11 protein-coding genes are annotated in these 13674 nt (G+C 60.7%); 6 read left to right on the top strand and 5 right to left on the bottom strand.

The window, feature by feature from the left end:
- Window positions 1-13: 13 nt before the first annotated feature.
- Window positions 14-1171, top strand: coding sequence for a molecular chaperone DnaJ (gene dnaJ / locus M3N55_RS02660; protein WP_249056127.1), 1158 nt, complete (start codon window positions 14-16; stop codon window positions 1169-1171).
- Here dnaJ and M3N55_RS02655 read toward each other — a convergent pair.
- The 5 genes from M3N55_RS02655 to M3N55_RS02635 all read right to left on the bottom strand — a co-directional run bounded on the left by M3N55_RS02655 (window position 1168) and on the right by M3N55_RS02635 (window position 6518).
- Window positions 1168-1764, bottom strand: a complete 597-nt coding sequence (locus M3N55_RS02655; RefSeq protein WP_249056125.1) for an HD family hydrolase — start codon at window positions 1762-1764, stop codon at window positions 1168-1170. The two genes, dnaJ and M3N55_RS02655, sit on opposite strands and share 4 nt — an antisense overlap.
- Window positions 1765-1861: 97 nt before the next feature.
- Window positions 1862-2938, bottom strand: coding sequence for a BMP family ABC transporter substrate-binding protein (locus M3N55_RS02650; protein WP_249056124.1), 1077 nt, complete (start codon window positions 2936-2938; stop codon window positions 1862-1864).
- 36 nt (window positions 2939-2974) lie between these two features.
- Complete coding sequence (locus M3N55_RS02645) at window positions 2975-3907, bottom strand: ABC transporter permease (RefSeq protein ID WP_249056122.1); 933 nt, start codon at window positions 3905-3907, stop codon at window positions 2975-2977.
- Window positions 3904-4989, bottom strand: coding sequence for an ABC transporter permease (locus M3N55_RS02640; protein WP_249056121.1), 1086 nt, complete (start codon window positions 4987-4989; stop codon window positions 3904-3906). Before M3N55_RS02640 ends, M3N55_RS02645 begins: the two co-directional genes overlap by 4 nt.
- Complete coding sequence (locus M3N55_RS02635) at window positions 4986-6518, bottom strand: ABC transporter ATP-binding protein (protein ID WP_249056119.1); 1533 nt, start codon at window positions 6516-6518, stop codon at window positions 4986-4988. Before M3N55_RS02635 ends, M3N55_RS02640 begins: the two co-directional genes overlap by 4 nt.
- Window positions 6519-6680: 162 nt before the next feature.
- Here M3N55_RS02635 and dnaE point away from each other — a divergent pair, with 162 nt between their 5' ends.
- The 5 genes from dnaE (at window position 6681) to M3N55_RS02610 (ending at window position 13643) form a co-directional block, all read left to right on the top strand.
- Entirely contained in the window at window positions 6681-10118 is a 3438-nt protein-coding gene (gene dnaE / locus M3N55_RS02630; RefSeq protein ID WP_249056117.1) for a DNA polymerase III subunit alpha, read from the top strand.
- A gap of 67 nt (window positions 10119-10185) precedes the next feature.
- Window positions 10186-11022, top strand: coding sequence for a 3-deoxy-8-phosphooctulonate synthase (gene kdsA, locus M3N55_RS02625; RefSeq protein WP_249056115.1), 837 nt, complete (start codon window positions 10186-10188; stop codon window positions 11020-11022).
- The gene (locus tag M3N55_RS02620) at window positions 11019-11834 is read left to right on the top strand and encodes a 3-deoxy-manno-octulosonate cytidylyltransferase (RefSeq protein WP_249056113.1); all 816 of its coding nucleotides are present in this window, start codon (window positions 11019-11021) and stop codon (window positions 11832-11834) included. The genes kdsA and M3N55_RS02620 overlap by 4 nt, the downstream gene beginning before the upstream one ends.
- Before the next feature lie 125 nt (window positions 11835-11959).
- Window positions 11960-12796 carry an amino acid ABC transporter permease gene (locus tag M3N55_RS02615; RefSeq protein WP_249056111.1) on the top strand — a complete coding sequence of 279 codons (837 nt, stop codon included), beginning with the start codon at window positions 11960-11962 and terminating at the stop codon, window positions 12794-12796.
- Between the two features lie 19 nt (window positions 12797-12815).
- The gene (locus M3N55_RS02610) at window positions 12816-13643 is read left to right on the top strand and encodes a transporter substrate-binding domain-containing protein (protein WP_249056110.1); all 828 of its coding nucleotides are present in this window, start codon (window positions 12816-12818) and stop codon (window positions 13641-13643) included.
- Window positions 13644-13674: the final 31 nt, after the last annotated feature.

Genomic DNA, 13674 nt, shown 5'->3' with positions numbered 1-13674 from the left:
GGAGCCCACAGCCATGGCCAAGCCAGATTTCTACGACCTGCTGGGTGTCAGCCGGTCCGCATCGGCGGATGAGATCAAGAAAGCCTATCGCAAGAAGGCCAAGGAACTGCACCCGGACCGCAATGCGGACAACCCCAATGCCGAAGCGCAGTTCAAAGAAATTAATGAAGCCTATGATGCGCTGAAAGACCCGGAGCGCAAAGCTGCATATGACCGCTACGGTCATGCTGCCTTCGACGGGGGCGTGGGCGCAGGGCAGCGCGGCGGCGGGCATCCGGGATTTGGTGGCGGCAATGGCGATTTTGCCAGCGCCTTTTCCGATGTATTCGAAGACCTGTTCGGCGATTTCGTCGGCGGGCGTGGGGGTGGTGGCCGTTCCCGCGCCAGCCGCGGTTCGGATTTGCGCTACAACATGCGCGTCACGCTGGAAGAGGCGTATTCGGGCACTCGCAAAACCATCCGCGTGCCGCGCTTGTCAGAATGTGATTCTTGCAACGGGTCGGGGGCAGAAGGTGGCGCGGAACCCGTGACCTGTCCGACCTGTTCGGGCATGGGCAAAGTGCGCGCGCAGCAGGGTTTTTTCACGGTCGAACGCACCTGCCCAACCTGTGGCGGCGCGGGACAGATCGTGAAGAACCCATGCAAGGCCTGTGGCGGCGCGGGCCGTATGGAAAAAGAGGCGAACCTGTCGGTCAACATCCCGGCAGGCGTCGAAACCGGCACCCGTATCCGCCTGTCGGGCGAGGGCGAGGCCGGCTTGCGCGGTGGTCCTGCGGGCGATCTGTATATCTTTGTCAATGTGGCTGAACATGCCCTGTTCAAACGCGACGCGATGACCTTGTTTTGCCGTGTGCCGGTCAGCGTCGCGCGTGCTGCCTTGGGTGGCGAGGTCGAGGTGCCAACCATCGATGGCGGGCGCTCGCGTGTAAAGGTGCCTGCGGGCAGCCAGTCTGGTCGCCAGATGCGGCTGCGCGGCAAGGGTATGCCCGCATTGCGGGGCGCGGGACATGGCGACATGCTCATTGAACTTGCGGTGGAAACCCCCGTCAACCTGACCGCCCGGCAGAAAGAACTTCTGGAGGAATTCGAGAAGCTGAGCGTCGAGAACAATCCCGAAGCCAGCTCTTTCTTTACCAAGGTAAAAGGCTTCTGGGACGGGATGAAGGGTTAAAGCTGCGCCAGTAATTCTGCGTGGCGCGCCAACATGCGTGCCCGCGCATCGGCGGGCGGCGTCAGGTTCAGCGATAGCTCTTGCAAGTGTTCCGGGTCGGGGCGACCGAAAAAGCGGGTCGCCTCGGCCTCTGAGAATCCGGCAATTTGAGTTGCTTCCAGCCAAGCAGACACTTTGTCTGCCGCCTTGATCCGTCGCTTGATTGTCACTGGCAAAACAGCAGGCAGCCCGAACCGGATGTGGATCGCGGCGGTTAAACGGGCGTCCAGCGCGCCATAATCCGGGCCAACGGCTGCTTTCACGGGCGAGATCATATCGCCAATCACATATTCCGGCGCATCATGCAGCAGCGCGGCGAGTTGCCAACGCGGTTCCGGGGGTTTGCCCGCGCGCGTAAAAATACGCTCCACCAGAAGCGAGTGTTCGGCCACGGAATAGGGCCAGTCGCCCTTGGTTTGCCCATTCCAGCGCGCCACGAAGGCAAGGCCATGCGCGATGTCTTCGATTTCTATGTCGACCGGCGTCGGGTCCAGCAGGTCCAGCCTGCGACCGGAAAGCATTCGTTGCCAAGCGCGGGGAGGGGCAGGGGGCATGGGTCATCCTCTGACGGTTCGGTGCCACGTTTAACGCCATTCCCGGATATGCAAAAGCCCCCGGCATTGGCCGGGGGCTTCGCAAAATCAGCTCAGATCAGTTCGGGATTTCCGAGGTGATCCCCTCGACATAGAAATCCATGCCTAGCAGCGTGCCATCATCGGCGACTTCGCCTTCGGCCAACCATGGCGTGCCGTCCTGACGGTTGATCGGGCCGGTGAACGGGTGGAAGCTGCCATCCGCAATCGCGGCAATCATGCCCTCGGCCTCAGCGACCAGCTCTGCCGGGATCTTGTCGTTGAATGGCGCGAAACCGACCATGCCTTCGTCAATGCCGTGCCAGACATTCACCGGCTCCCATGTGCCATCCATCACCGCCTTGACCCGGTCGATGTAATAGGGCGCCCAGACATCGACGATGCCGGTCAGGTGCGAATCCGGCGCGAAGCCAGACATGTCGGAGGCTTGGCCAAAGCCCATCACGCCCGCGTCTTGCGCAACCGTAAGCGGTGCGGTCGAATCGGTGTGCTGCATGATAATGTCGGCACCTTGTTCGATCAGCGCTTCTGCGGCAGCGGCTTCCTGTGCCGGATCATACCAAGAATAGGCCCAGATAATCGAGAATTCGACATCCGGGTTCACGGCCTTGGCAGCCAGATAGGCCGCGTTGATGCCCATGATGACCTCTGGGATCGGGAAGGACGCGATATAGCCGACCTTGTTGGTTTCGGTCATCTTGCCTGCAATATGCCCGATAACGGCACGGCCTTCGTAGAAGCGCGCGTTATACAAGCTGATATTGGGCTGTTCCTGCATGTAGCCGGTCGCATGCTCGAACTTGATATCGGGGAAGCGCGCGGCGACGTTGTTCATTTCCGGGCCATAGCCGAAGGATGTGGCGAAGATGATGTCTGCGCCGCCAAGTGCCATCTGGGTGATGACCCGTTCTGCGTCGGGGCCTTCTGCGACATTCTCTATATAGGTGGTTTCGACCGCGTCGCCGAATTCGGCTTCGACTGCCAGACGGCCCTGATCGTGAGTGTAGCTCCAGCCGTGGTCGCCGACGGGGCCGACATAGATAAAGCCGACCTTGGTCGGGTCTTGGGCAAAGGCCGGTGCGGCAAGCGCAAGGCCAAGCGCGGTGGCAGCGCCGAGGATTGTTTTGAGGGTCATTTTAGGTGTTTCTCCCTGTGGTGGCAGCAAATTGCCTCAGCCCGAGGCATGGAACGGTCGGTTCAACGAGCCGGGTGCATTCAGCGACCCGCGCGCTTTGCCCGACGATATGAACACAAGCACAATGATCGTTATCAGGTAAGGCGACATTGACAAGTATTCTACGGGTATCTTGACGCCAGCAGCTTGCAAATTCAGTTGCAAAACAACAATTCCGCCGAACAGATAGGCACCTGCGAGCGCGCGGAAGGGCCGCCAGCTTGCGAATACAACCAGTGCGAGCGCGATCCAGCCGGCACCTGCGGTCATGCCTTCGGTCCATTGCGGCACGCGGATCAGCGACAGGTAGGCGCCGCCAAGCCCCGCGCAGGCCCCGCCGAAGACGATGGCCAGTGCGCGCACGCGTTTCACATGATAGCCCAGCCCATGCGCGGCATCGTGGTTTTCACCCACCGCGCGCAGGATCAGCCCGGCGCGGCTGTATTTCAGGAACCACCAGACGCCGATTACGATGGCGATGGCGACATAAACCAGCGCGTCATGGCTGAAAAACGCACGACCCACGAAGGGGATGTCGGACAGCGGCCCCAAGTCCAGCTTGGGCGTGCGCGGGGGCGATATGCCGACATAGGATTGCCCCAACAGGGCCGACAGGCCCAAGCCGAACAGCGTGAGGGCAAGGCCAGAGGCGACCTGATTGGCCATAAGCACTTGAGTCAGCAGTGCAAATAGCAACGCTAGCAGCCCGCCCGCGACTGCCGCGCCGATAAAGCCCAAGGTCGCGTTGCCGGTCTGCACCGCCACGATAAAGCCCGCGACCGCGCCAAGAATCATCATGCCCTCGACTCCAAGGTTGAGGACGCCCGCTTTTTCCACGACCAATTCACCAATCGCGGCCAGCAGGATCGGTGTTGCCGCCACCATCAGCGCTGCGATCAGCACGGCAGGTTGAATGGACCCAAGGATCATGCGCGTGCCCCTTTCGTCAGCCGCAGCCGATAATTTGTCTGGAAATCCAGCGCCAGCAGGAAGAACAACAGCATCCCTTGGAACACCTGAATGGCCGCGCCGGGCAGTTGGAGCATCATCTGGCTCAGCTCTCCGCCGATATAGGTCAGGCCAAGCAACAGCCCCGCCAGCACAATGCCGATTGGGTTTAGCCGCCCAAGGAACGCCACGATGATCGCGGTAAACCCGTAGCCGCTGGCAAAGTCGATCCGCACTTGGCCAGAGGGGCCGCTGACCTCGAACATACCGGCCAAGCCCGCGAGCACGCCTGCGATGCCAAAGCAGGTCACGACCAGTCGCGTGGGCGACACGCCGGCAAACCGCGCCGCGCGCGGAGCCTGGCCGGCCAGTCGCACTTGATAGCCAAGGCTGTGCCGGGTCATCATGACATAGGCAAAGATGACAGCGATCATGGCCGCGACCACGCCCCAATGCATGCCTGTGTTTGCGATCAGGTCGGCATTATGCGCGCTCTCATAGCGGCGTAAATCGCGTGATCCGGGAAAGCCCGCGACATCGGGGTTGCGCATAAGCCCCAGCGCCATGCCCGCCAGCAGCTTTTCCGCAACATAGACCAGCAGCAATGACACAAGGATTTCGTTGGTATTGAACCGGGTTTTCAGAATGGCCGGGATCATGGCCCATAAAAACCCGCCCAATGCCCCCGCAAAGATCATCAGCGGAAAGATGAACCAGCCTTCCATTGGGTAGAACGCCAGCGCCACACCCGCGCCGCAGAGCGCGCCGATAATGTATTGCCCCTCCGCGCCAATATTCCAGATGCCCGCGCGAAAGCCGATGGCCAGCCCCACCGCGATCAGGATGAGCGGGGCAGATTTTATCAGCAGTTGCGGGCGCGAATAGCTGCCGAATTGTTCCGAGAAGATCGGGTCAAAGAAAATCAGCCGGATGGCTGCGATCGGGTCTTTGCCAAGGGCGGCGAACATCAGCCCGCCTGCGATCATCGTCAGCGCGACAGCCAGAAACGGGTTCAGATATTGCGCGCGTTTCGATGGGGCGAGCCGTTTTTCCAGCCGGATCATTGCGCCACCTCTTCTGCCACATGCATGCCATGCGCGCCGCCCATCATCAGGCCAATCTCGTCCACCGTCAGCCCCTTGGCGGGGCGCGGTGTGGTCAATCGGCCCTCATTGAGCGCGGCGAAACTGTCGGCCACTTCCAGAAGTTCATCAAGGTCTTGCGATATGACCACGACACCCGCGCCTTGGCTGGCCAAGTCCAGCAGCGCTTGGCGAATGGTCGCGGCGGCGCTGGCATCGACCCCCCATGTCGGTTGGTTCACGATAATTACCGCCGGGTTTTGTTCAATCTCTCGACCAATGACGAATTTCTGCAAATTTCCGCCCGACAGTGCGCGCGCGACCACATGCGGCCCCGGTGTCCGCACATCGAAGCGGGCGATCACGGATTCTGCGAAACCGCGCGTCTTGTCCCAGTCGATGAAGCCGTTCTTTGCCAACCCTTTGCGATGCGCGCCCGACAGGTAGGCGTTTTCGGTCAGCGACATATCCGGGGCGGCGGCATGGCCCAGCCGTTCTTCGGGTGCTGCCACAAGCCCCAGTTCGCGCCGCCCGTTCGGGCCAAGCTGCCCGACAGGCTTGCCCAGCAAGCACACGCGGTCGGAAGGGCTGGCCAATTCGCCAGACAGCACCAGCAACAATTCATCCTGCCCGTTGCCTGCCACGCCGGCAATGCCAAGCACCTCCCCCGCGCGCAGGGCGAAATTGATGTCCTTCAAGGACGTGCCGAATGGGTTGTTCGAGGCCAGCGACAAACCATCCACCTGCAAGACCACATCGCCAAAAGGTCGCGCGGGGCGTTCGGGCGGTGTCAGAAGCTGGCCGACCATCAGTTCCGCCAGATCACGCGCCGATTTCTCGCGCGGGTCGCAAGTGGCAACCTTTTTGCCGCCGCGCAGGATTGTCGCTTCCGAGCAGAGCGCGCGTATCTCGTCCAGCTTGTGGCTGATATACAGAATCGCCGTGCCTTCATCCGACAATTTGCGCAGGGTGCGAAACAGGATATCCACCTCTTGCGGGGTCAGAACGCTGGTTGGTTCATCCATAATCAACAGCTTGGGATCTTGCAGCAGGCAGCGAATAATTTCGACCCGCTGGCGTTCGCCTGCGGATAGTTCCCCGACCAAGCGTGTGGGGTCCAGCGGCAGTCCGTAAGCTTCCGACACGTCGCGGATCCGCTTGGCCAGATCGCGCAGAGGCGGCGGATTTTCCATCCCAAGGGCCACATTTTCGGCCACGTCCAGCGCATCGAACAAGCTGAAATGCTGGAACACCATTGCAATGCCGCTTTTGCGCGCATCCGATGGCTGACCGGGCGCAAACGCCTGCCCGCGCAGCCGCATCTCGCCCGCGTCGGGTTTGACAAGGCCGTAGACCATTTTGACCAGAGTGGACTTGCCCGCGCCATTCTCGCCCAGCAGCGCATGAATCTGGCCGGGGCCAATGTTGAAAGACACATCGTCATTGGCCACAACGCCCGGATAAGCCTTGGTCAGGCCGGAAAGCTGTAACAGGGGGGCGCTGGCTGTCATATTGTCGGGGCTTCCCTGCTACTCTGGACCATTCGACAGCAAACCGTGACAAGGCTCCGGTGGCAAGCGAAAGCTGCACGGTCGCAGATAAACAGGGCAAAAATGCCTGCAAGATCGCCATTCGATCTTTCGCCTTTTAGCAGCCCGGACTAGGATCGGTCCATGACAAACGCTCCCCGCTTCATCCATCTGCGCACCCATACCGAGTATTCGCTTCTGGAAGGGGCGGTGCCCCTGAAGAAGCTGGTCAAGACCTGCGCCGACAAGGGCTATCCGGCAATTGCCGTGACGGACACGGACAACATGTTCGCGGCTTTGGAGTTTTCGGTTCTGGCGTCGGGGCTTGGGGTGCAGCCTATCTTGGGCTGTCAGGTGTCCTTGGCCTATGACCCGCCCGCGCCGGGTGAAAAGCTGCGTATGCCCGCGCCCGTGGTGCTTCTGGCGCAGTCCGAGGCGGGCTATATGAACCTGATGGCGCTCAATTCCTGCCTGTATCTGCCCACGGACCGCCCGGTGCCGCAGGTCACGCTGGAAGAGCTGGAGGCACATTCGGACGGCATTCTCTGCCTGACCGGTGGGGCCGAGGGGTGTTTGGGCAAGCTGGTGCAGACCAACCAGATGCCCAAAGCGCGTGCTTTGTTGGAACGGCTGGCGCGTGCCTTCCCGGACCGGCTCTATGTCGAATTGCAGCGCCACGCGGGCGAAGACGGCCAGATGATGGCGGCCGAGCGCGTTACCGAGCGCCCGTTTGTCGAGATGGCGTATGAGATGGGCCTGCCGTTGGTCGCGACCAATGATGTCTACTTCCCCGCCGCTGACATGTATCAGGCACATGACGCGCTGTTGTGCATCAAGGAAGGCGCCTATGTCGATCAGGCCGCCCCGCGCCGTCGCCTGACGCCGCAGCATTACCTGAAAACGCCCGAAGAAATGGCCGCGCTATTCGCGGACCTGCCCGAAGCGATTGAAAACACCGTCGAGATCGCGCGCCGCTGCGCCTATAAGGCCGAGAAACGCGCGCCGATCCTGCCCCGCTTTGCCGAGGACGAGATCGAGGAATTGCGCCGTCAGGCCCGCGAGGGGCTGGCCGCGCGACTGTCCGTGATCCCCCATGCCGCCCCGGTCGAGGAATACGAGAAACGGCTGGAATTCGAGCTGGGCATCATCGAGGGGATGGGCTTTCCGGGCTATTTCCTGATCGTGGCCGATTTCATAAAATGGGCCAAGGATAACGGCATTCCGGTTGGGCCGGGTCGTGGGTCGGGTGCTGGCAGCCTTGTGGCCTATGCGCTGACCATCACCGATCTGGACCCGCTGCGCTATGCGCTGCTGTTTGAGCGCTTCCTGAACCCCGAGCGCGTGTCCATGCCGGATTTCGACATCGACTTCTGCATGGACCGCCGGGAAGAGGTGATCCGCTACACGCAGGAAAAATATGGCCATGACAAGGTTGGCCAGATCATCACCTTCGGCGCTTTGCTGTCCAAGGCTGCCGTGCGCGATGTGGGGCGGGTGCTGCAATTGCCCTTTGGGCAGGTCGACAAGCTGTCGAAGATGATTCCGGTGGAAGGAGTCAAGCCCGTCAGCATTGAAAAAGCCTTGGCAGACGAGCCGCGCCTGCGCGAGATGGCGAAATCGGAAGAGGTAGTCGATCGCCTGCTGACCCATGCGCAAAAGGTCGAAGGGTTGTTGCGCAATGCCTCGACCCACGCCGCCGGTGTCGTGATTGGCGACCGCCCGTTGGACCAGTTGGTGCCGCTCTACCGTGACCCGCGCTCTGACATGCCGGCCACGCAGTTCAACATGAAATGGGTGGAACAAGCCGGGCTGGTAAAGTTCGACTTTCTGGGCCTGAAAACCCTGACCGTCATTCAGAACGCGGTCGATCTGCTGAAACGGCGTGGGGTTGATCTGGATATTTCCGCGATCCCGCTTGATGATGAAGCAAGTTACAAGCTTTATGCAAGCGCCCGCACCGTGGCCGTGTTTCAGGTGGAAAGCACCGGTATGATGGATGCGCTGCGGCGCATGAAACCCACCTGCATCGAAGATATCGTGGCGCTCGTGGCGCTGTATCGTCCCGGCCCGATGGAGAATATTCCCACCTATTGCGAGGTGAAGAACGGGCAGAAAAAGCTCGAATCGATCCACCCGTCGATTGACCATATCCTGGAGGAAACCCAAGGCATCATCGTTTACCAGGAACAGGTGATGCAGATCGCGCAGGTCATGGCGGGCTATTCGCTTGGCGGCGCGGACCTGTTGCGCCGCGCCATGGGCAAGAAGATCGCCGAGGAAATGGCCAAGGAACGCCCGAAATTCGTAAAAGGCGCGATTGAGAACGGGGTGAATGAGAAAAAGGCGGGCGAGGTGTTCGACCTGCTGGAGAAATTCGCCAATTACGGCTTCAACAAATCGCACGCCGCCGCCTATGCCGTGGTCAGCTACCAAACCGCGTATCTGAAAGCGAATTACCCGGTCGAATTCATGGCCGGTGTGATGAATTGCGATATTCACCTGACCGAAAAGCTGGCGGTGTATAAGCGCGAAGTGGACCGGCTGAACATTGCCGTCATCCCGCCTTGCGTGAACCGCTCGCGGGCGCGGTTCGATGTGAAGGACGGCGCGTTGGTCTACGCCTTGGGTGCGCTGAAAAACGTCGGTGTCGATGCCATGCGCCTGCTGGTGGACGGGCGCGGCGACAAACCCTTTGCCACGCTGTTTGACATGGCCCGCCGGGTAGACCTGAAACGCGTTGGTAAACGCGCGCTGGAAATGCTGGCGCGGGCGGGCGCGTTCGACCAGTTGGACCGCAACCGCCGCCGGGTGTTCGACAGTCTGGATGGGCTTGTCACCTATTCGGCTGCGGTGCATGAGGCGCGCGCGTCCAATCAGGTGTCCTTGTTTGGCGAGGCCGGAACCGACATTCCCGAACCGCGCATGGCCCAAGGGGATGACTGGCTGCCCACCGAACGGCTGGCCGCCGAACACCAAGCCATCGGGTTCTACCTGTCGGGCCACCCGCTGGATGATTACGCGGGCGCATTGAAGCGCAAGAAGGTGCTGACGCTGGCCGAGATCGAAAAACAGGCGGCGGGTGGCGGCATTGCGACCCGCATTGCCGGCGCAGTGTCGTCGCGGCAGGAGCGCAAATCAGCGCGCGGTAATCGCTTTGCGTTTGTGCAACTGTCCGATTCGACCGGCCTCTATGAGGTCACGGTGTTTTCCGAGGCACTCGAAGCCGGGCGACAATACCTGGAGCCGGGGCAGAATGTCGTCATCAGTGTTGAGGCGACGATGGAGGCCGACACCCTGAAACTGCTGGCGCGCGGCATTCAGCCGATTGATGCGGTCGTGGCCGATGCGGGTGCGGCGGGCCTGCGCGTGCATGTGGAAACGCCGGACGCCATTGGCGCGGTTGCAAACCTGTTGGCCCGTTACGGCAAGGGGCAAGCGCGTGGGCCATTGTGTTTTTGCATAACCGACCCCGAACGCGGGCAGGAATACGACATCGACACTGGGCAGCTTTACGCGATCACGCCACAGGTGAAAGGGGCGGTCAAATCGCTGGATGGTGTGGTGTTGGTAGAAGAGATGTAGGCGCTTCCGGGCTGGACAAGCGCGGCCTTGCGCCACAAAACGGGGCAAGCGGCAAAGGACCAAAGCGATGAGCACAGCACAGACCGTAATTGTGGGCGATATTGCGATCGGGGGCAAAAACCCGATTGCCCTGATAAGCGGGCCGTGCCAGTTGGAAAGCCTTGACCATGCTCGCATGATGGCGGAGCGGATCGCCGCCGCCTGTGCGCCCACAGGCACGCAATTCATCTTCAAAGCCAGCTACGACAAGGCCAACCGGTCGTCCATCGGCACCGCACGCGGTTTGGGGATGGATGAGGGTTTGAGCATATTGTCTAAAATCCGCGCCGAATTTGGCTGCCCGGTCCTGACCGATGTGCATGACGCGCGCCAATGCGCGCCCGCCGCGCAAGCCTGCGACGTGCTGCAAATTCCGGCCTTTCTGTGCCGTCAGACCGACCTTTTGCTGGCTGCGGGCGAAACGGGTGCTGCGATCAACGTCAAGAAGGGCCAGTTTTTGGCGCCTTGGGACATGGGCAACGTGGCGGCCAAGATCACCTCGACAGGGAACACCCGCGTTATGCTGTGTGACCGGGGCACGTCCTTTGGCTATAACACTCTGGTGTCTGATTTCCGTGGTTTGCCTATTATGGCACAAACCGGGTTCCCGGTGGTGTTCGATGCCACGCATTCGGTGCAACAGCCCGGCGGGCAGGGCACCACATCGGGCGGGCAGCGCGAATTCGCGCCGGTTTTGGCGCGCGCGGCTTGTGCTGTAGGCGTGTCGGCATTGTTCATTGAAACGCATCAAGACCCGGATAACGCACCGTCTGATGGGCCGAACATGATCCCGGTGGACCAGATGGAAGCCCTGATCGCACAGTTGCGCGCGTTCGATGCGCTGGCCAAGGGGCTTGCCGCATGAGCGACATCGCCGTCATAATTCCGGCGCGCTATGCTTCGACCCGGTTTCCGGCCAAACCGCTTGCGCCCCTGCGCGGTGCTTCGGGGGATGTTAAAACCTTGTTGCAACGCTCTGTCGAAGCCGGGCGCGCGGCGGTGGCGGATATGGGCGCGCAGTTCGCGCTTTATGTCGCGACCGATGACAGCCGGATCGCGGAGGAAGCCGCGCGCATTGGCGCAGATGTCATCATGACATCCGAGGGCTGCCGCAACGGCACCGAACGCGTGGCAGAGGCCGTGCAAAGCGCCGGAATCACCGCCGAAATCATTGTCAACCTGCAAGGCGATGCGCCGCTGACACCACCGCATTTCGTAACGGCACTGGTGCAGGCCATGCAAGCCGATCCCGGCTGCGGCATTGCCACCCCGATTCTGCGCTGTGATGCAGAAGCCGTTCAGAACTTTATCGCCGACCGCGCCGCCGGGCGCGTGGGCGCGACCACCGTGGTGGCGAACCGTCTGGGCCACGCGCTTTATTTCTCGAAAGAGGTGATCCCTTTCACCAACGGCCGCGGCGTGGTCGATGGGGTGGTGCCGGTATTCCACCATGTCGGGTTATACGCCTACCGGCGCGCGGCTTTGGATGCCTATATGGGCTGGGAGATGGGCGCGCTGGAAGTTCTGGAAGGGTTGGAGCAGTTGCGCTTCTTGGAAAACGGCCATCCGGTGCGTGTGGTTGAAGTGTCCGCGCCCGGTGCGGTGTTCTGGGAATTGAACAACCCCTCTGACACCGCGCTGATAGAGGGCTACTTGGCCAAGATGGGCTGGGACTGAGTCACTTTCGGCTGCCCAAGATATAGACATATCTCAAATTGACCTATCTACAGCCTGATTCCGGGTGGCGGCGAGGCTGCATTTCCTGTAAATGTAAATCTGACGTGACACTTTGGCCAGGCAGGATGACTAAGGCTTTGGCAGTACACCGGGACAGGCCGCCAGTCGGTTTCAACGCATGGCGCAGTGCCGGGGTCGCTTGGCAGATCACGCAGGCGCTTTTGGTCTTCGCGGTTTTGGGCTGGCTGGTCTGGCGCGGGATTGACGCGATGGAGTATCGTTGGCAATGGTACCGGGTCGAACCGTTCTTTTACCGCGAAATCGACGGTGAGATCATCTGGGGCCCATTGGTGCGCGGGTTGATCCTGACAATCCAGATCGCGGCACTTGCCGGGGCTTTGGCCATCGTTATCGGGTTCCTGACCGCGCTTGCACGGCTGTCGGGGTCTTTCGCGGGCCGGGTTCTGGCAAAGGTTTATCTGGAAGCCATCCGCAACACGCCGCTTCTGGTGCAGTTGTTCCTTGTCTATTTCGTGCTGGCACCGATCATCGGGATTGACCGCTTCTGGGCGGGTGTGTTGTGCTTGGCGCTCTATGAAGGGTCTTTCGCCGCAGAGATCATTCGCGGGGGCTTGCGCGGCATTGACCGGGGCCAGTATGAAGCCGCCGATGCCGTGGGCCTTAGCACTTGGGATAAATACCGCTACATTATTGTGCCGCAATCCATGCCATTGGTGTTGCCGCCGCTTACCGGGTTGCTGATCTCGACGATCAAGCATTCGGCCATTGTCAGCGTCATTGCGCTGGCGGAACTGACCACGCAAGGACTGAACCTTGTGTCCAATACCTTCATGGCCTTTGAAGTTTGGTTCATCGTTGCCGGGATCTACCTTGTCCTGACAGTGAGCCTGTCTTTCGCAGTCACCTTGTTCGAGCACTACCTGAACAAGCCTAAACGCTAACAAACCAGAGAGAGAACACATGACCTTTCCATCCCTGAAAACCATGACTATCGCCGCTACTATGGCGCTGGGCGCGGTGCTGTCATCGGCGGCACATGCGCAATCTGACAGCGTGCTGGAAACCATCCAAGAGCGCGGCAAGCTGACAGTCGGCATGTCCACCTTCGTGCCTTGGGCCATGCGCAGCACCGAAGGCGAGCTGATCGGCTTTGAGATCGACGTGGCCACCAAACTGGCCGAAGATATGGGGGTCGAGGTCGAATTCGTGCCGACCGCTTGGTCGGGTATTATCCCTGCGCTTCTGGCGGGCAAGTTCGATGTCATCATCGGCGGCATGTCGATCACGCCGCAGCGCAACCTGACCGTAAACTTTACCGCGCCTTATGCCAATTCCGGCAACCAACTTGCGGCAAATGTCGAACTGACCGCCGATTTTACCGCCATGTCGGATTTTGACGATACGTCTGTGAACCTTGTCTGCCGCCGTGGCGTGGTGGGCTGCGACGTGCTGGCAGCCAACTTCCCGCGCGCCAATATCCTGCAATTCGACGACAACGCTCAGGCGCTGCAAGAGGTGCTGAACGGCAACGCCCATGCCATCATCGCCAGCGCACCGGAACCCGCTTTCTGGGTCGAAGACAACCTCGGCACGATTGAACTGGCCTTCGACGGAACCTATCTGGCGCGCGGCAATGAAGCATTTGCGCTGCGGAAAGGCGATGTGGATGCGTTGAACTTCTTCTCGAACTGGATCTTGGTGAATCAAGCGAACGGGTTCCTTGATGACCGCCATGATTACTGGTTCTCGGGCCGTAAAGCCTGGATGGACGTTGTCGCCACAGAGTAACCTCTTTTGACCCGCCGCGCCCCACCTCCAC

This window comes from Roseinatronobacter domitianus, assembly GCF_023336755.1.
GTDB classification, from domain to species: domain Bacteria; phylum Pseudomonadota; class Alphaproteobacteria; order Rhodobacterales; family Rhodobacteraceae; genus Roseinatronobacter; species Roseinatronobacter domitianus.
Note: the sequence above shows the minus strand (reverse complement) of the source record. Positions and strands in the feature narration are given on the sequence as shown.